The sequence below is a fragment of the Bacteroides sp. 90-K9/2 genome (assembly GCF_047310725.1).
In the GTDB taxonomy this organism is placed as follows: Bacteria; Bacteroidota; Bacteroidia; order Bacteroidales; family Bacteroidaceae; genus Bacteroides; species Bacteroides vicugnae.
The window spans coordinates 455418-475891 of the sequence record NZ_JBCGVL010000001.1 but is presented as its reverse complement, the minus strand read 5'-3'; the positions used below and the strand labels follow the sequence as shown (position 1 = coordinate 475891).

The 20474-nt window shown below is 45.6% G+C and carries 13 protein-coding genes; 9 read left to right on the top strand and 4 right to left on the bottom strand.

The window, feature by feature from the left end:
- Window positions 1-113: 113 nt before the first annotated feature.
- The 7 genes from AAHJ11_RS01880 (at window position 114) to AAHJ11_RS01850 (ending at window position 12420) form a co-directional block, all read left to right on the top strand.
- A complete protein-coding gene (locus tag AAHJ11_RS01880; RefSeq protein ID WP_320974649.1) occupies window positions 114-2708 on the top strand; it encodes a beta-mannosidase in 2595 nt (864 codons plus the stop codon).
- 34 nt (window positions 2709-2742) lie between these two features.
- A complete protein-coding gene (locus AAHJ11_RS01875; protein ID WP_298045328.1) occupies window positions 2743-5067 on the top strand; it encodes a family 20 glycosylhydrolase in 2325 nt (774 codons plus the stop codon).
- A complete protein-coding gene (locus AAHJ11_RS01870; RefSeq protein WP_320974650.1) occupies window positions 5067-7142 on the top strand; it encodes a family 20 glycosylhydrolase in 2076 nt (691 codons plus the stop codon). Before AAHJ11_RS01875 ends, AAHJ11_RS01870 begins: the two co-directional genes overlap by 1 nt.
- 98 nt (window positions 7143-7240) lie before the next feature.
- Window positions 7241-9985 carry a SusC/RagA family TonB-linked outer membrane protein gene (locus AAHJ11_RS01865; protein WP_320974651.1) on the top strand — a complete coding sequence of 915 codons (2745 nt, stop codon included), beginning with the start codon at window positions 7241-7243 and terminating at the stop codon, window positions 9983-9985.
- An 11-nt stretch (window positions 9986-9996) separates the two neighbouring features.
- Window positions 9997-11715 (top strand): RagB/SusD family nutrient uptake outer membrane protein, encoded by a 1719-nt coding sequence (locus tag AAHJ11_RS01860; RefSeq protein WP_413578995.1) that lies wholly within the window; start codon window positions 9997-9999, stop codon window positions 11713-11715.
- An 87-nt stretch (window positions 11716-11802) separates the two neighbouring features.
- Entirely contained in the window at window positions 11803-11991 is a 189-nt protein-coding gene (locus AAHJ11_RS01855) for a type II toxin-antitoxin system HicA family toxin (protein ID WP_007753884.1), read from the top strand.
- 36 nt (window positions 11992-12027) lie between these two features.
- Window positions 12028-12420, top strand: a complete 393-nt coding sequence (locus AAHJ11_RS01850; protein ID WP_004297896.1) for a type II toxin-antitoxin system HicB family antitoxin — start codon at window positions 12028-12030, stop codon at window positions 12418-12420.
- A gap of 120 nt (window positions 12421-12540) precedes the next feature.
- Here AAHJ11_RS01850 and AAHJ11_RS01845 read toward each other — a convergent pair whose 3' ends face one another.
- The 3 genes from AAHJ11_RS01845 to AAHJ11_RS01835 all read right to left on the bottom strand — a co-directional run bounded on the left by AAHJ11_RS01845 (window position 12541) and on the right by AAHJ11_RS01835 (window position 15887).
- Window positions 12541-13680: a DNA alkylation repair protein gene (locus AAHJ11_RS01845; RefSeq protein ID WP_008999257.1), complete on the bottom strand. Its 1140-nt coding sequence runs from the start codon at window positions 13678-13680 to the stop codon at window positions 12541-12543.
- Between the two features lie 331 nt (window positions 13681-14011).
- On the bottom strand, window positions 14012-15199 hold the full coding sequence (dnaJ, locus tag AAHJ11_RS01840; protein ID WP_195650546.1) for a molecular chaperone DnaJ: 1188 nt from the start codon (window positions 15197-15199) through the stop codon (window positions 14012-14014).
- Between the two features lie 106 nt (window positions 15200-15305).
- On the bottom strand, window positions 15306-15887 hold the full coding sequence (locus tag AAHJ11_RS01835) for a nucleotide exchange factor GrpE (RefSeq protein WP_148367944.1): 582 nt from the start codon (window positions 15885-15887) through the stop codon (window positions 15306-15308).
- A gap of 272 nt (window positions 15888-16159) precedes the next feature.
- On the opposite strand from AAHJ11_RS01835, the gene AAHJ11_RS01830 reads away from it, so the two are divergent.
- Together AAHJ11_RS01830 and AAHJ11_RS01825 are read left to right on the top strand one after the other, a co-directional pair.
- On the top strand, window positions 16160-17779 hold the full coding sequence (locus AAHJ11_RS01830; RefSeq protein WP_195359096.1) for an ABC-F family ATP-binding cassette domain-containing protein: 1620 nt from the start codon (window positions 16160-16162) through the stop codon (window positions 17777-17779).
- 107 nt (window positions 17780-17886) lie between these two features.
- Window positions 17887-18444, top strand: coding sequence for a YdeI/OmpD-associated family protein (locus tag AAHJ11_RS01825; protein ID WP_148367946.1), 558 nt, complete (start codon window positions 17887-17889; stop codon window positions 18442-18444).
- A gap of 164 nt (window positions 18445-18608) precedes the next feature.
- Here AAHJ11_RS01825 and AAHJ11_RS01820 read toward each other — a convergent pair whose 3' ends face one another.
- Window positions 18609-20360 carry an ATP-binding protein gene (locus AAHJ11_RS01820; RefSeq protein WP_413578993.1) on the bottom strand — a complete coding sequence of 584 codons (1752 nt, stop codon included), beginning with the start codon at window positions 20358-20360 and terminating at the stop codon, window positions 18609-18611.
- Window positions 20361-20474 lie beyond the last annotated feature (114 nt).

Here is a 20474-nt window from a genome sequence, read left to right as displayed (position 1 = left end):
ATAAAGCCGTATATTTATCGTAGCATGCAAAAACAACATATTTTGTTAAATTATCAGTGAAATTTGCTGAAAAAACAATATCTTTGAATCCGTTAATATCTAATGCCCCCACTATGATGATTAATTTGATCGGAAAAAAGGCTCAAATAGCATGTGGATTACTATGCTGTTGCAGTATGGTATATGCACAGAGCAATGACAATTCCGAAGTTGTCGTTCTAAATACAGGTTGGGAATTTTCCCAGGCAGGAACAGAGCTGTGGCAATCGGCACAGGTTCCGGGCACCGTTCATCAGGACCTTATCAACCATAAACAAATACCCGATCCTTTTTATGGCATCAATGAACAAAAGATTCAGTGGGTGGAAAATGAAGACTGGGAATACCGGACTGCTTTTACAGTTACCCCCGAACAACTGAAACGGGATGACGCCCAATTGGTTTTTGAAGGCCTTGACACATACGCCGATGTATACCTCAATGGAGCACTGTTGCTGAAAGCCGATAACATGTTTGTCGGTTATACCATACCCGTCAAGTCCCAACTCCGTATCGGAGAAAACCTTCTTCACATCTATTTTCATTCCCCCATCCGGCAGACACTGCCTCAATATAACTCGAATGGATTCAACTATCCGGCAGACAACGACCATCACGACAAACATTTAAGCGTATTCTCCCGTAAAGCCCCTTACAGCTATGGCTGGGATTGGGGAATCCGCATGGTGACCAGCGGCATCTGGCGTCCGGTGACCATCCGTTTTTATGACGCAGCTTTTATCAGTGACTACCACGTAAAGCAACTCGCACTGACCGACCAGCTCGCAAACCTGTCTAATGAGTTAGAAATAAACAACATACTCTCCCGCCCACTTCAGGCAGAGGTGAGAATCAATACCTCATTCGAAGGAAGTGCAGAAAAAAGCATCAACCAGGCAATCACTTTACAGCCCGGAATCAATCATGTTTCCATACCTTCCGAAGTGGCATTCCCCGTACGTTGGATGCCGAATGGATGGGGAAAGCCCGCCCTGTATGATTTCTCCGCTCAAATCATAGTAGAAGATAAAGTCGTAGCCGAGCAATCGCACCGGATAGGACTGCGTACCGTTCGCCTCGTTAATGAAAAAGATAAAGACGGAGAATCCTTCTATTTTGAAGTAAACGGTGTACCGATGTTTGCCAAAGGAGCCAATTACATCCCCCAGGATGCACTCTTGACTAACGTCACTACCGAACGCTACCAAACCTTATTCCGCGACATCCGCGAAGCGAACATGAATGTCATTCGTGTATGGGGAGGTGGGACGTACGAAGATGACCGCTTCTATGACCTGGCAGATGAAAACGGAATACTGGTGTGGCAAGACTTCATGTTTGCCTGCACTCCCTATCCGTCCGACCCCACCTTCCTGAAAAGGGTAGAGGCGGAAGCCTGCTACAACATCCGCCGCCTTCGCAATCATGCTTCCCTGGCGATGTGGTGCGGCAATAACGAAATACTGGAAGCCTTAAAATATTGGGGATTCGACAAGAACTTCCCGCCCGAAATCTATCAGGAAATGTTTCGAGGCTACGACAAACTGTTCCATCAGCTCCTTCCTGCCAAGGTGAAGGAACTGGATGCCGCCCGTTTCTACATACACAGCTCCCCATATTTTGCCAACTGGGGACGTCCCGAATCCTGGGGGATAGGAGACAGCCATAACTGGGGAGTCTGGTATGGTCAAAAAACATTCGAGTCACTCGATACAGACCTGCCCCGTTTCATGAGCGAATTCGGTTTCCAGTCCTTCCCGGAAATGAAGACCATCTCCACTTTCGCCGCTCCGGAAGATTATCAGATAGAATCGGAAGTGATGAATGCTCATCAGAAAAGCAGCATCGGCAACGCCCTGATTCGTACCTACATGGAGCGCGACTATATCATCCCCGAAAAATTTGAAGACTTTGTCTATGTCGGACTAGTGCTGCAAGGACAAGGAATGCGTCACGGACTGGAAGCGCACCGCCGGAACCGTCCTTACTGTATGGGCACCCTGTATTGGCAACTGAATGACAGCTGGCCGGTAGTATCTTGGTCGAGTATCGACTATTATGGTAACTGGAAAGCCCTGCATTACCAAGCCAAACGAGCCTTTGCTCCAATTTTCATCAATCCTATCCGGCAGAACGACAGCCTCAATATCTACCTGATTTCCGACTGTCCGGACACCAAAGACCACCTGACGTTGGAAATGAAAGTAACAGATTTTGACGGAAAGAAACAAGGCAAGCCGATACGACTCAACACATTGTCAGTTCCGGCTAACACTTCCCAATGTGTGTACCGTATAAAACCCGATATCTGGCTATCACCGGAAGAACAGCAACGCTGTTTCATGCAACTGACCCTGAAAGACAAGGCAGGAAATACTCTTGCCGAAACCGTATACTTCTTTAGAAAAACAAAAGACCTGCTTCTGCCTGAAACAACCGTTTCCTGCAAGATGAAACAGAAAGACGGCATGTGTGAACTGACATTGTTTTCTCCCACTCTTGCAAAAGATGTCTTTATTGAAATTCCTTTGCAGGGAGCCCGTTTCAGCGACAACTTTTTCGACCTTCTTCCCGGAGAACGTAAAACGGTCGTCATCACTTCTCCCCAAATAAAGAAAGGAGAGGAGCTGCCTTTGACAATCAAACATATTCGTGAAACTTATAATTAATCTATTAATAACTTAACACCTAATTTTTTAGTTTATGAAACAACTCTTTAAATTAACCGGATGTCTGGCACTAGCAGGACTTTTTGCCTCTTGCCAATCGGCGCAACAGGAAGCCAACTACCAGATCATCCCCATGCCACAAGAGATTGTAACCGCTCAAGGAAGTCCCTTCATCCTGAAGAGCAGTGTGAAGATTCTCTATCCGGAAGGAAACGAGAAGATGCAACGCAACGCACAATTTCTGGCAGACTACCTGAAAACGGCTACCGGAAAAGATTTCGCCATTGAAGCCGGAACAGAAGGTAAAAACGCAATCATACTGGCATTAGGTACGGAGAACGAAAATCCGGAATCCTACCAGATGAAAGTTACCGGTGACGGAATCACGATTACCGGTCCTACGGAAGCCGGTGTATTCTATGGCATCCAGTCCCTGCGCAAATCATTGCCTGTGGCTGTCGGTGCGGATATTGCCATGCCAGCCGTAGAAATCAATGACGCTCCCCGCTTTGGCTATCGTGGCGCGCATTTCGATACCAGCCGTCATTTCTTTACTGTGGACGAAATAAAGACCTACATCGACATGCAGGCTTTGCATAACATGAACCGCCTCCACTGGCATATCACCGACGATCAAGGCTGGCGTCTGGAAATCAAAAAATACCCGAAACTGACTGAAATCGGTGCTAACAGAACAGAAACAGTCATCGGACGTAACTCCGGCGAATACGACGGCAAACCTTACGGTGGATTCTACACCCAGGAACAAGCCAAAGAAATCGTAGATTATGCAGCCGAACGCTACATCACCGTTGTTCCCGAAATCGACCTTCCGGGACACATGCAAGCTGCCCTTGCCGCTTACCCTGAATTGGGTTGTACCGGTGGTCCGTACGAAGTATGGAGACAATGGGGCGTATCCGAAGATGTGCTTTGCGCCGGAAACGACCAGGTCTTGAAATTCCTGGAAGATGTCTATGGTGAATTGATTGAAATCTTCCCGTCACCATATATTCATGTAGGTGGCGACGAATGCCCGAAAGTAAGATGGGAAAAATGTCCGAAATGCCAGGCACGTATCAAAGCATTGGGACTGAAGTCAGATCAGAACCACAGCAAAGAAGAACGTTTGCAGAGCTTTGTCATCAACCATATTGAGAAATTCCTGAACGACCATGGACGTCAAATCATCGGTTGGGATGAAATCCTCGAAGGCGGACTTGCTCCGAATGCTACCGTGATGTCATGGCGTGGTGAGAAAGGTGGTATCGAAGCTGCGAAGCAGCAACATGATGTCATCATGACACCGAACACCTACCTGTATTTCGACTACTACCAAGCTAAAGACGTAGAAAACGAACCGTTCGGTATCGGTGGTTATCTGCCCATGGAAAGAGTGTATAGCTACGAGCCGATGCCGGCTTCTCTTACTCCCGAAGAACAGAAATACATCAAGGGAGTGCAAGCCAACCTCTGGACAGAATACATCGCTACTTTCCCACATGCACAATACATGGTATTGCCTCGTTGGGCTGCTTTGTGTGAAATTCAGTGGTCCAGCCCCGAAAAGAAAAACTATGCCGACTTCCTGTCCCGTCTTCCACAACTGATTAAGTGGTACGATGCAGAAGGATACAATTACGCTAAACACGTATTTGACGTACAAGCCGAGTTTGACCCGAATCCGGCAGAAGGAACAATGGACGTTACCCTGTCTACCATCGACGGTGCTCCTATTTACTATACGTTAGACGGCACAGAACCTACTGCCACTTCCCCCGTTTACGAAGGAGTATTGAAAATTAAGGAAAATGTCACCCTGTCCGCTAAAGCCATCCGTCCCAACGGCGAAAGCAAGACTGTGACGGAGAAGATTGATTTCAGCAAATCCAGCATGAAGCCGATTGTAGCCAATCAGCCTATCAATGAACAATACCTGTTCAAAGGAGCTTCCACTTTGGTAGACGGTCTGAAAGGAAATAGCAGCTACAGGTCAGGCCGTTGGATCGCTTTCAACGGAAATGACATGGATATGACTATCGACCTCCAGCAACCTACTGAAATCTCAAGCGTGGCAATCTCTACCAATGTAGCAAAAGGAGACTGGGTATTTGATGCCAGAAACCTGTCCGTAGAAACTTCAGATGATGGCAAGAACTTCAAAAAGATTGCTTCCGAAGAATACCCGGAGATGAAAGAGACAGACAAAGACGGAATCGTTGAGCATAAACTAACCTTTGATCCTGTGACCACCCAATACGTGAGAGTCATTGCTTCACCGGAGAAATCACTTCCGGCATGGCATGGAGGAAAAGGTAAAAACGCATTTTTATTTGTAGACGAAATCAAAATTGATTAATGAATATAAGAAAAGAATACCCTAAAGTTTGTCTTTTCTTATGGATATTGGGGATGTGCTTCCATGCACATCCCATTCTGGCACAGTCCGTCATACCTGTCCCATTAAAAATGGAGCAGGGGACGGGCTCTTTTTTACTGTCAGAAAAGACTAAACTTTATACAAACCTGCAAGGTGGAGAAGCGGAACTTTGGGAGAATTACCTGAAAGCATTGCCTGTTCAATTGAAAGAAGCGAGAATGAAAGACAGGAAGCAGATGCTTTTCTTATTGATAACCCCCAAGACCCCCCAATTGCCATCACCGGAAAGCTACACACTCTCCGTCACCCCTCAACGAATTGAGATCCGGGCAACTTCGGGAGCCGGATTATTCTATGGAATGCAAACCCTGTTACAGCTGATGCAACCGGCGGGCACAGGCAGCTATTCCGTAGCCTCTGTCAAGATAGAAGACACCCCGCGTTTTGCTTACCGCGGACTGATGCTGGACGTATCCCGCCATTTCTCTACCAAAGAGTTTATAAAGAAGCAGATAGACGCATTGGCATATTACAAAATCAACCGTTTGCACCTGCACCTGACCGATGCGGCAGGCTGGCGGCTTGAAATTAAGAAATATCCTTTACTGACCGATTTTGCAGCTTGGCGTACAGACCCCACCTGGAAGAAATGGTGGAACGGCGGACGTAAATACCTCCGTTACGATGAACCCGGAGCTTCCGGAGGCTATTACACCCAGGACGATATTCGTGAAATACTGGCATACGCCCGTCAGCACTACATCACCGTGATTCCGGAGATTGAAATGCCTTCCCATTCGGAAGAGGTGCTGGCTGCCTACCCGCAGCTATCCTGTTCGGGAGAACCTTACAAGAACTCCGATTTCTGTGTCGGCAATGAAGAAACTTTCACCTTTCTGGAGAATGTACTGACGGAAGTTATGGAACTTTTCCCTTCCGAATACATTCATGTAGGAGGTGATGAGGCCGGCAAATCGGCTTGGAAGACCTGTCCGAAATGTCAGAAGAGAATGAAAGACGAGCATCTGGCCAATGTAGACGAGCTGCAAAGCTATCTGATACACCGCATCGAAAAATTCCTCAACAATCACGGACGCCGTCTCTTGGGATGGGACGAGATTTTGCAAGGAGGCATTGCGCCCAATGCAACCGTCATGTCATGGCGTGGAGAAGAGGGTGGTATCGCTGCCGTCACCTCCGGCCATCATGCCATCATGACGCCGGGTGCATACTGTTATCTGGACAGCTATCAGGACGCCCCATACTCCCAGCCGGAAGCTATCGGCGGCTACCTGTCATTGAAGAAAGTATATGCCTACGATCCTGTTCCCGCTTCCTTAACTGCGGAGCAGGCAAAGTTAGTCTACGGTGTGCAGGGCAACCTATGGGTGGAATATATCCCCACTCCCGAACACGTGGAATATATGATTTACCCTCGTATACTGGCATTGGCGGAAGTAGCCTGGTCGGCTCCGGAACGTAAGTCATGGTCCGATTTCCATACCCGTGCACTGTCAGCAGTGGCCGATTTACAGAAAAAAGGATACCATCCTTTCGATTTGAGCAAAGAAATCGGCAGCCGTCCCGAATCTCTTCAACCAGTCAGCCATTTGGCACTCGGTAAAAAAGTGATCTATAACTCCCCCTACAGCTCCCATTATCCCGCACAAGGCAACACAGCCCTGACAGACGGCATACGTGGTGACTGGACTTATGGTGATGGTTCATGGCAAGGATTTATCTCGGACAACCGTCTCGATGTGACGATTGATATGGAAAAAGAAACCCCTATCCATTCCGTCACCGCCGCTTTTATGCAAGTGGTCGGCGCGGAAGTATTCCTGCCGGAGACAGTGATTATTTCCATTTCCGATGATGGAATAAACTTCACGGAGCTGCAAAAACAACACTTTGAAGTGAGCAAAGAAACACCCATCCGGTTTACGGATATTTCATGGCAGGGAGAAGCCAAAGGAAGATACGTACGTTACCAGGCACAGGCCGGAAGCGAATTCGGAGGCTGGATATTTACGGATGAGATAATCGTGAAATAGACATTGTCAATATCATTTATGAATAAAAGAGGGAATCTACTCAACCAGATTCCCTCTTTTATTGTTATATTTGTATTATTACCTTAAAAACTAAGAATATGGTACAACACGCTAGACTCATTTTCTACAGCCTTCTTCTTCTGGTAATCCCGTGCGAGAGCACCTTGGCGCAGAAGATTCCCGTCACGCCCATAGACTCATTGATAACTGTTGGATATGCCACCGGAAGTTTGAAAAACCTCTCCGGTTCCGTAGAGAAGATTACGGAGACACAGATGAATAAAGACCAGATAACGAACCCTTTGGAAGCAATCCGCGGACGTGTGCCGGGTTTGACCATCCAACGCGGATCAAACGGTCCGGCAGCCTTGGATGCGGTACGCCTGCGGGGAACCACCTCACTGACCAGTGGCAACGACCCTTTGATAATTGTTGACGGAGTATTTGGCGACTTGAGTATGCTCACCTCCATTTACCCTACGGATATTGAGAGCTTCACCATTCTGAAAGACGCTTCCGAAACCGCACAATACGGTTCACGAGGAGCTTCCGGTGTGATTGAGGTCACCACCAAAAAAGGAATGAGCGGCAGGACACAGGTAGCCTACAACGGTAGCTTCGGAGTTTCCACCGTCTACAAGAATCTGAAAATGCTGTCCGGCGATGAATTCCGTCGTGTGGCCTCGGAGCGTGGCATTTCCATTCTGGATAAAGGAAACAACACCGATTTTCAGAAAGAGATTGAACAGACAGGACTACAACAAAACCATCACGTCGCCTTTTATGGCGGTTCCAGTGAATCCAGCTATCGTGTTTCCCTCGGTTTCATGGACCGTCAGGGAGTGATTCTGAATGAAGACATGAAAAACTTCACTTCGAATATGAACATGAATCAGCAGATGTTCGACGGCTTCCTGAACTGCGAGCTGGGAATGTTCGGTTCCATTCAGAAGAATCATAATCTGGTGGATTATCAGAAAACGTTCTATTCGGCAGCCACATTCAACCCCACCTATCCCAACCATAAAGACCCCGTCACCAATTCCTGGGACGGAATAACGACCGCCAGCCAAATCACCAATCCATTGGCATGGATGGAAGTGCAGGACGATGATGCCACTTCGCACATCAGCACGCACGCCCGTCTGACTTTCAATCTGCTGGAAGGACTGAAACTAAACCTCTTCGGCGCCTATACCTATAATATTGTGGAAAATTCGCAATACCTCCCCACCTCCGTCTGGGCGAACGGTCAGGCTTACAAAGGAACCAAAAAGCGAGAATCCTTGTTGGGCAACATGATGCTGACCTATAAGAAAAACTGGAAAAAACATTTCTTTGACGTGCTGGCACTTGCCGAACTTCAAAAAGAAACCTACACGGGATATTATACGACAGTAAGCAATTTCAGCACCGACAAATTCGGGTATAATAATCTTCAGGCAGGCGCACTCCGCTTGTGGGAAGGCACTAATTCATACTACGACCAACCCCGTCTGGCATCCTTCATGGGACGTTTCAACTATACATACGCCGACCGCTACGTGCTGACGCTGAATGCCCGTACAGATGCTTCCTCCAAATTCGGAGCGAACCATAAATGGGGATTTTTCCCCTCCGCATCTGCCGCATGGGTGATTAGTGAGGAAGAATTTATGAAGCACTTGCCGATGGTAGACAATCTGAAATTCCGTATCGGCTATGGTCTGGCAGGTAATCAGAGCGGGATTGACTCATACACTACATTGAACCTTGTAAAGCCGAACGGTGTAGTCCCCGTCGGAAACTCCGCCGTCGTATCTTTAGGAGACTTGCGGAACACGAATCCCGACCTGAAATGGGAAGTGAAACATACCTTTAATACCGGTATCGACGTAGCTCTTTTCGGCAACCGCCTGCTGCTTTCCGCCAACTATTACAACTCTCGAACCACAGACATGCTTTACCTTTACAACGTAAGCGTACCGCCTTTCACCTATAACACCTTGCTTGCCAACATCGGTTCCATGCGCAACTGGGGTACGGAAATCGCCATCGGCATCACCCCTTTGAAGACGAAGGATATGGAACTGAATATCAATGCCAATATCACTTTCCAGCGCAACAAACTGCTCTCTTTAAGCGGTATGCACAATGGTGAAATGCTTTCTGCCCCCGAATATAAAAGTCTTGCCGGCCTCGACGGAGCCGGCTTTCACGGAGGATACAACCACATCGTATATCAGATGGTGGGTCAACCGTTGGGCGTGTTCTATCTTCCCCACAGTACAGGACTCGAATCCGACGGAAACGGTGGATACACCTATGGCATCGCCGACCTGAATGGCGGAGGTGTCAGCCTTGAAGATGGTGAAGACCGCTACGTGGCAGGACAAGCCGTACCTAAAACGATTCTTGGCTCCAACATCAGTTTCCGCTACAAGCGTTTCGACCTGTCTTTGCAGATTAACGGAGCTTTCGGACATAAAATCTACAACGGAACTTCCCTGACCTATATGAACATGAATATATTTCCCGACTATAACGTAATGAAGAAAGCCCCGAAACAGAACATCAAGGATCAAACCGCCACCGACTATTGGTTGGAAAAAGGAGATTATGTCAACTTCGACTATGTGACGCTGGGTTGGAACGTGCCGATTGAGAAAGTGCAGAAACTGAAGAAATATGTCCGTTCCCTGCGTCTGGCATTTACAGTCAACAACCTGGCAACCATTTCCGGTTATTCGGGACTTTCACCCATGATTAACAGTTCCACGGTGAACTCCACTTTAGGCGTGGATGATAAACGGGGATATCCGTTGGCGCGGACGTACACACTGGGATTGAGTATTAACTTTTAATGGAGGAGGAGATGATGAAACAATATATGAAAAATAAAAGTCGGTTTTTGCAGAAAGAAGAACAGCTTTCAAGGATAGCGGAACTGTTTTCAAAGAAGAACTTACGTCCTTCGGAAGTGTTGGTATTCCTTCTTATAGCGTGTCTGGGCTTATTCTCATGTGATAAGTTCTTGGAGGAAAATCCGAAAGATAAGTTACCCGAAGATGACGTTTACAATACGATCTCGGAAGTATATCTCAATGCAGTAGCTTCGCTTTATACATACGTAGGCGGTTATAGTGATAGTCAGGGATTGCAGGGAACGGGTAGGGGAGTCTACGACCTGAACACCTTTACTTCCGACGAAGCCATTATCCCCACCCGTGGAGGTGACTGGTATGACGGTGGTTTTTGGCAAGGACTTTACCTGCACGATTGGGGAATAGAGAATGATGCCATTCAGGCTACATGGGAATATCTCTATAAAGTCGTCATGTTAAGTAACAAATCACTGGAACGGATAGACAAATTCGCCGAAACTCATTCCGCTACGGAACTACCGGCATACCGCGCTGAAGTACGTGCCATGCGGGCTATGTATTATTATTACCTGATGGATTTGTTCGGACGCATCCCGCTAGTTCAATCCTCTTCCGTAGCCATGAAAGATGTAGTGCAAAGTGAACGGAAAACGGTCTTTGACTTTGTTGTCAAGGAATTGCAAGAGGCGGCTCCTTTGTTGAGCGATGCACATAGCAACCAGTCCGGCCCTTACTATGGTCGTATCACTCGCCCCGTGGTAAGTTTCTTACTGGCCAAACTGGCTTTGAACTCCGAAGTTTATACAGACAATGATTGGACGGACGGACAACGTCCGGATGGAAAAAATATAAAGTTCATTGTGAACGGCAGCGAACTCAATGCTTGGGAAACAGTCATCTACTACTGTGACCAACTCAAGACTATGGGCTACAAACTGGAACCGGAATACGAAACGAATTTCTCCATATTCAACGAACCGTCTGTAGAGAATGTCTTCACTATCCCGATGAACAAAACTCTGTATACCAACCAGATGCAATATCTCTTCCGTTCCCGCCACTATAATCATGCCAAGGCTTACGGACTAAGCGGTGAGAACGGTCCCAGCGCCACCATTGAAGCCCTCGAAACTTTCGGTTATGAAACCGCGGAACAAGATCCCCGTTTTGATATTTGCTATTTTGCAGGAATTGTCCACGACCTGAAAGGAAACATAATCAAACTGGATAATGGAACGGTACTGGAATATCTGCCCTGGAAAGTATCTCTGGATATAACAGATACCCCATACGAACAAACCGCAGGAGCCCGCATGAAAAAGTATGAAGTCGACCCGACTGCCACAAAAGACGGTAAGTTGATGGAGAATGACATTGTATTGTTCCGCTATGCAGACGCTTTATTGATGAAAAGTGAAGCGAAAGTCCGGAACGGAGCAAACGGAGATGAAGAACTCAATGAAATTCGTAGCCGTGTCAACGCTTCTCCCCGCACTGCCACTTTAGAGAATATCCTTGCCGAACGTCAGCTGGAACTGGCTTGGGAAGGATGGAGACGACAGGACTTAGTCCGCTTCGGGAAGTTTACAAGAGCTTACAGCAGCCGTCCGCAACTGCCGGATGAAGCAAGTGGATATACAACTGTATTTCCTATACCGGAGAAAATACGGGTGATGAATGAGAGGTTGAAACAGAATCCGGGGTATTAGGAAGAAATCATAGTGAAAATATGAATACTTCTTTTGGTAGTGTTCATATAATTACTATATTTGTGCAGTAATTAAGTCCAAAGCGTTATGAGTTACAAATCAGTTAAAGACGTTGTAACTATGTTGCTGGAAAACGGTTTTGTTCTAAAAGGTCAGAAAGGTAGCCACATGAAGTTTGAGAAGAACGGTAGGGTAGTTATTGTACCGAATCATAATAGCAAAGGCGTTGAGAAAGGCACTTATTACAGCATTTTGAAACAAGCGGGGCTAAAGTAGCCCCCTTGTTTTCTGTAATTTAATATAGGAGGAGATATGAAAACAGTAGAAGTAATTGTGGAACACGCAGGAAAGAACTTGAGTGCTTATATTGAAGATGCTCCGGTTATCACTGTTGGCAATGACATGAGAGAGATTGAGGACAACATGCGAGAGGCGATTGAATTGTATTTGGAAGATAATTCCAATCCCTGTGAAGTATTGTCCGGAGAGTTTGAATTAAAATTCAAGATTGATGCTGCTACATTTATAAACTATTATAGCAACATCTTCACTAAAGCTGCATTGAGTCGGATTACGGGTATTAATGAACGGCAATTATGGCATTATGCTGCTGGAGTGCATAAGCCTCGCAGGCAACAACTTGAAAAAATACAAAAAGGTATTCAGGCTTTATCAAAGGAATTATCGGCAATCAATTTATTGTAATATATAGAGTGCTATATATTCAACTTCCAGCCAGTGTGAGATAAAGACGAACCCAAATAAAAAATCCTCGATTTTCATCCGGAGAATCGAGGATTTATATTATTTGTTGCAGCAATCGAATTACTCAATCAAATCGAAATCATATTTTTCAAATTCACTCCCATTGATTATTATAGCAATCTGATGAAGCCCGAGATGGAATTTTCTCGTCGTAACCACACGGAAAGAGTGCTTTCGCGTTATTCGTGTGGTAGAATTTCCGGTATATTCTTTTTCACTGATTTTATGAACTTTCTTCGTCAGCGTTCCATTTGCTTTTTGGTAATAAATACCATATTCAAGCCGTATTTTGATCGTCTTATTGCTATGATTCAACAAGTTAAAACCAAACTCCAGCGAGTCCCCGACTTTAACCTTAGGACTTGAAATCTGAAAATCCTCCACACTAATATTATTTCTGATAGAATCAAAGCCAAACAACTCCATCACCTCCGGAATCCCTTGCTTTAAGAGCGTCCGGCAACCGTGTTTTATAATCCAGTCTACCTCTTTCGACTCACCTTTCCATTTCTTTGCCAAATCAATGACTATTTCCGGATTATCTTTCGCAATATCATTCAAATTATTGGCAACACTCAACCGTACAAATCTTGCCGGATCATTTTTAAGATTCTCCAAAATAGGAATAATAGGTGTCGGATCTTTTTTCAGATTCGGCAAAGCCATCGCCCAAGGCAAACGCGGACGGCAACCTTCTGACGCAAGCCGCCTTACTCCCCAATGCTCGTGTTTCGACCAAACCAACATCTGCTTCATCATTTCATCCGGATATTTTATAATAAAAGGATGAGTCACAAACTCGCAACTTGTGAACTGCGTGATTTTCTCTATCGCCTTGACAGACGTTTCATAATCATCCAACCCATATTGCTCGACATAATTATCCAGAATCGCCCCATACTCCAGCATCAATCCAAACTTCGTATCGTCTATCACCGAAAAATCAGGCCGCGTACTTTTTACATGATCCAACAACTCAAGAATCTTAGCGATTGCCTCTTTGTAGTCTGCCGGCAAAAACTTTTTCAGAATGGTAGTGATATGTATGCAGCGCTGTTTAAGTTCCCTGCCTTCCCATTCATCATCCATAACTTGAGAAACAAACCCGTGAGCATCAAAATCATCGATAACAAGTTTCAAATCTTTCGTAAATAGATCGAAAAATTGCTCGTTATACATATTCTTAAAAGGTTCTGCCATACTTGAAGTCTATATTTAGTATCTATTTATTTGCTACACAAATATATGCCCTTTTTTTAAAAAGACAATTCTTTATCGACTTATTTAACCGAACAGAGTGAAAAAGGAAGGATAAGCCCAAAAACAGAAGTGAGCTACAAATAAAGATTGCAGCTCACTTTTATATGTTAAGTACTTGTCACTAATAAATTTCTATCTTTTTTAGGCATGGATTTCACGGATTAACGCGGTTGTTTTTCAGTAATGACAACACTAAAAACCGTGAAATCCGTGTAATCCGTGCCTAAATTACTATATAAACTAATTATGTACCCATACTCATAGCAAAAAATTAGTCGAAGAAACTCTTGAACTTCTTGAAAATCTTCTCCTTCACCGACGTGTTAGGTTTGAAATTGTCCGAAGCCTCCATCTTTTCGAGCGTGCTCTTTTCCTCTTTATTGAGCGCTTCCGGCACATAGATACTGATATTGACGAGCAAATCCCCCGTTCCGTACCCGTTCACATTCGGCAATCCCTTGCCGCGCAAACGAAGCACTTTACCCGGTTGAGTACCCGAATCAATCTTCACTTTCACTTTGCCGTCGATAGTCGGAATTTCCACGGCTCCACCCAGAGCTGCAGTCGGGAAACTAAGCAACAGATTATAAATCAAATCATTCTCGTCGCGAATCAAGTCCTGATGCGGTTCTTCCTCTACGAGAATCAGCAAGTCGCCTGCCACACCGTTGTGTTTGCCGGCATTTCCTTTGCCACCCATAGAGAGCTGCATACCCTCTGCCACTCCGGCAGGGATTTTCACTGACACCACTTCTTCACCGTAAATGATTCCGTCGCCACCACACTTCTTACATTTGTTCTTGATAATCTTACCCTCACCGCCACAAGTGGAGCAAGTGACGCGAGTCTGCATAGTGCCCAGAATAGTCTGCTGGTTACGGATCACCGAGCCGCTACCCTTACAAGTAGGACAAGTTTCCGAACCGCCATCACCTTCGGCACCCGTGCCATGACACTGGTCACACGGCACATATTTTTTGAGTTTAAACTTCTTTTCTACTCCGGTAGAGATTTCCTTCAACGTCAGCTTCACTTTCACACGAAGGTCACTGCCGCGATACCGGCGTTGCTGTGAACCGCCACCGCCACCAAATCCGCTGAAACCTCCGAAGCCTCCCCCGAAACCGCCGCCGCGGCCACCGAAGATGTCGCCAAACATAGAGAAAATGTCATCCATCGACATCCCCTCGCCACCGAAACCACCGAACGGACCGCCATTACCTGCCGCACCGCTCACTCCCGCATGACCGAACTGATCGTAACGCGAACGCTTTTCCGGGTTACTCAACACATCGTAAGCCTCGGCCGCCTCCTTAAATTTCTCTTCAGCCTCCTTATCCCCCGGATTCTTGTCAGGGTGATACTGGATTGCTTTCTTACGGTACGCTTTCTTAATTTCCTCTACTGTGGCTGTCTTCGTCACCTCCAATACTTCGTAATAATCTCTTTTTTCTGCCATGCTTCTTTTAAAATTATGAATGATGAATTACGAATTACGGGTTATGGATGATGAATTATTGCGGGAAGTCCCTCGTTTTTCATCATTCATAATCCGTAATCAATCCTTATTCCCCTACTACCACTTTGGCGTGGCGGAGCACTTTGTCGTTCAGTGTATATCCCGTTTGCACACAATCCAGAATCTTACCTTTCTGTGCTTCCGACGGTGCGGGGATTACCGCGATGGCTTCATGGTAATCAGTATCCAACGGTTGGTCTTTCGTCTCGATGACTTTCACGCCATTTTGAGCCAAGACAGCTATAAATTTATTGTAAATCAATTCCACCCCTTCTTTTACGGCATTGACATCCGTTGCCGTTTCCATCGTCTTGATGGCACGTTCAAAGTCGTCCACTACCGGAAGAATACTGCCAAGGCTCTTCTCGCCACCATTCAGGATCAGTTCGGCCTTCTCCTTTAAAGTGCGTTTACGATAATTGTCGAACTCGGCAGACAGGCGCAGATATTTATCCTTTTGCTCTTCAATCTCTTCTTGAGCTTTTTCCAGTTCCTTTTCCAACTCCTCTTCATGAGTCAGCGGAGCAGACTCCTCCGTTTGTTCGTTTTGCGGTTGGTCTTCCGCAGGATTTTGAGTTTCCTCCACATTCAGTTCCTCTTCCTTCACTTTTTTTTCTTTCGGATCCATCTTGGTATTTACTATTTTATTATTTACTATTTACTATTTAGAAACACACGTTATCTATGCAAGATACCGCTTATAAACATACCGGACTGACCGGATGTCACAGATTTTGTCTGCAAAAACTTTGCCAAGTTGGCCGTTTTGCCAAAAAACGCAGCAAAGGTAACACTTTTATGTCAGATTGGCACATATCAGATAGCTCATAATTCATTTTAAATGTCTACCTTTGCACGCTCAAATAGTAAATAGTAACTAGTAAAATAGTAAATAATAAGATGATTACAGTTTCGAACGTATCGGTTCAGTTTGGTAAAAGAGTGTTGTTTAATGACGTAAACCTGAAGTTTACGAGTGGTAATTGTTATGGTATTATCGGTGCGAACGGTGCGGGAAAATCTACGTTTCTTCGTACGATTTACGGAGATCTGGACCCGACAACAGGTACGATTGCGCTCGGACCGGGCGAACGTCTTTCGGTGTTGAGCCAGGACCACTTTAAGTGGGACTCATATACCGTCATGGATACCGTCATGATGGGTCATACCGTGTTGTGGGACATCATGAAGCAACGCGAAGAATTGTATGCAAAAGAAGATTTCACAGACGAAGACGGACTGAAAGTGTCCGAATTGGAAGAAAAATTTGCCGAGTTGGACGGATGGAATGCGGAAAGCGACGCAGCTATGCTGTTGAGCGGACTGGGCGTGAAAGAAGATAAGCATTACGTATTGATGGGTGAATTGAGTGGTAAGGAAAAAGTGCGTGTCATGCTGGCGCAGGCATTGTACGGAAATCCGGACAACCTCTTGCTCGATGAGCCTACCAATGACTTGGATATGGAAACAGTGACTTGGTTGGAAGAATATCTTGCCAACTTCGAGCATACCGTATTGGTGGTAAGCCACGACCGTCACTTCCTCGACTCTGTATGTACGCACACCGTAGACATCGACTACGGAAAAATCAATATGTTTGCCGGTAACTATAGTTTCTGGTACGAATCCAGCCAGTTGGCTCTCCGTCAGCAACAGAACCAGAAGGCGAAGGCTGAAGAGAAGAAGAAAGAGCTCGAAGAATTTATCCGCCGTTTCAGCGCGAACGTAGCGAAGAGCAAGCAGACAACGAGCCGTAAGAAGATGTTGGAGAAACTGAATGTAGAAGAAATCAAACCTTCTTCACGTAAGTATCCGGGCATCATCTTCACTCCCGAACGCGAGCCGGGCAACCAGATTCTGGAAGTGTCCGGATTGAGCAAGAAGACGGAAGAAGGCGTAGTGCTCTTCAACGATGTGAACTTCAATGTAGAGAAAGGTGACAAGGTGGTATTCCTGTCACGCAATCCGCGCGCGATGACTGCTTTCTTCGAAATTATCAACGGAAACATGAAACCGGATGCAGGGACCTTCAACTGGGGGGTAACCATCACCACTGCTTACCTGCCGCTGGATAACACCGACTTCTTCAATTCCGACCTGAATCTGGTAGACTGGTTGAGCCAGTTTGGAGAAGGCAACGAGGTATATATGAAAGGCTTCCTCGGCCGTATGCTTTTCTCCGGCGAAGAGGTGCTGAAGAAAGTAAGCGTACTCTCCGGAGGTGAGAAGATGCGTTGTATGATTGCCCGTATGCAGCTGCGCAATGCCAACTGCCTCATTCTGGACACTCCGACCAACCATCTGGACTTGGAATCTATTCAGGCATTCAACAACAACCTGAAGACGTACAGGGGAAATATCCTCTTCTCGTCTCATGACCACGAATTTATCCAGACCGTTGCCAACCGCATCATCGAACTGACACCGAACGGTATCATCGACAAGATGATGGAATATGACGAATATATCACTTCCGACCATATTAAGGAATTGCGGGCGAAGATGTACGGAGACAAATAAGTGACCGGACGAATAAAGGCCTCTGACTCCCATACATGAAGTCTGATGAATAACCTATTTTTACAGCAACCTATTCTCAACAATGGGTTGCTGTTCTTTTTAGCACTATGGAAATAAAATATTTTGAAAATAGAGGAGATTGGCGAAAATGGCTGGCGGACAACTTTGAAACCGCCAGTGACGTTTGGTTTGTATTCCCCTCCAAATCTTCGGGCGAAAAAAGTATTACATACAACGACGCCGTCGAAGAAGCCCTTTGTTTCGGATGGATCGACAGCACTATAAAGGCGCTCGACAAAGAACATAAAATCCAGCATTTCACGCCCAGAAACCCTAAAAGTTCCTATTCTCAAGCCAACAAAGAGAGACTGAAATGGTTGCTGGAACATCAAATGATTCACCCTGATTGGGAAGATAATATACGAAAAGTATTGTCAGCTCCTTTCGTTTTTCCGAATGATATCATCGGAAAACTGAAAGAGGATAAAACAGTATGGGAGAATTACCTCCAATTTTCCGATGCGTATAGGCGCATCCGAATTGCGTACATTGAAGCCGCAAGGAAACGGCCGGAAGAATTTGAAAAGCGATTGAACAACTTCATCCATAAAACGAAGGAAAATAAAATGATAAAAGGATTTGGGGGAATCGAAAAATACTACTAGGTATGTTTTTCTATATCCAATTATATTATAAATTCAGGCACGGATTACGCGGATTTCACGGTTGCTAATCATTTGTAATTAACAAAAAACCGTGAAATCCGCGTAATCCGTGCCTAATTTTTTATTAATAAGACTCACCCGCACATTTCATGCGACAAATAATCCTATAACACCTCTTCCATCAGCACCAATTCCCAGCTGCGCCACACGATCGTAATCAGTTTCAGTTTCCCTTTCTCACGAGCTTCCGCCACGCATTCGTCCTTGCTATAGCGAATCAGCTGTTCCCGCGCATTATCGGCAAGCGTCCTTATTTCCTTTTCCGGTGCATCGGCTTTCGCATACTTCACTTCCAGCAGATAAGTGTAGGGTGGAGATACGGGTACCACCGGACTGGGTTTAAAGAAGAAATCGGCAAAACCCTTGTTCATTTCATATTCCGGATACAGTTGATAATAGCGGAACATACTTAGATAGGCTAGGAGGAATCCTTTGATATGAGCTTCCCCTTCTATATATTCCCGAATGCGGCTCTGCTCCCGAATGGCCTCTGCTACAAATTCGAACAACGGTTCCCATTCTCCCTTGAAAGACATATTCTCAAACAGCGTAAGCAACCGGTTCACGTCGAGCTTGAAGATATCATGACGGGCATATCCTTGAATCAGGAAATTGAATAGCTGTTCGCGAACCACCAGATTGGGAACGTGCAGGATGGGACGCCCCATCATATCGACCCCTTTAATAGAAAGCAGTCCGAAATAGAACAGCAAAGATTTAAAGTTGCTCACGTCCGTCATTTCCAGTGCGGAGAAATGAGTGACGATATCGGTTATTATTTCTCCCTTTTCCGCAACCTCCTTGATGACGGAGAAGTTATCTCCCAGTCCGTGGTCAAGACGGACGAGGTAGGCAAGCTTATTAAAGTCGGTACGGATATTCGGATCTACAATCTCGTCCGGTTTAACTCCGTGCAATATCAATGACTTCATGCAGTAGAGCACCATGTCCGAGTTGAACATGCAATCCGCTAATTTACTTTTGCTGAAGCAATAATTGTCATAGTTGGGTTTCATCATTGCCACCGCATCATCTATTGACATGGAAAGAGCGCCTTGCTCCTTATAATACGCCAGCATCTCGCGCAGTTCCTTCTCGCTGAAACCTACAAGGTCGTTAAACCAGGGATCGGTTGTGATATTCGTGCCGATGTTGAATCCGCTTGTCACGTCGTCCATTGTTACCGGACTTACTCCCGTGATAAACAGACGATTGAGGGCAGAACCCATTCCCGTCGTGGCGGCTTTGATTACATTGAAGAATCTCCGGATATATCCCTCGCCATGCGTCGCTTTCCGATATAAGTCCGTGCCGTAAGTCGAGAGAATGGTATTCGTGAAATTATCGTATTCATCAATCAGGAGATAAATTTTGATGTCTCCCTTGAGAGTGGCATACGAATTGATAGCGGATAGCAATGCTCCCGGTTCTTCAAGCGTCTCTGCATTCAGCACATCCCAGATTTCCTTTCCCAATAGATGTTCGTACTTTTGCAGAAAATGTCTAAGCTTCCCGCAACAATGCAGCCGGAAAGATTCCTCCACCTCATTGATATTCGAACTCACCTCCGAGAAATTGAATCTCATGATGAGAAACTGGTTATGTATCGGTGTAGGATGTTGCCCGATATACAGCTGGCCGAACAATTCGTCGAACTGGTCAGCGTAACGAACGTCATAATAAGCTTCCAGCATTGCCAGCGTGAGGCTTTTTCCAAAGCGTCGGGGACGGATCAGAAACAGATAACGGGGTTGCTTCTCTATTTTTTCAATAAACATGGTTTTATCTACATAATAGAAATTATCTTTGATGATGGCTCCGAAATCCGTCAATCCGTATGGTATTTGTTTCATCATATTGCGATTCCTTTCTTTAATTCATATCGTAGCAAATATACGGAAAACGGATGAATGTGACATCGTTAATGCCATTAATTTATCCGTTTATCTGTTATTTTGTAGAAAAACTGC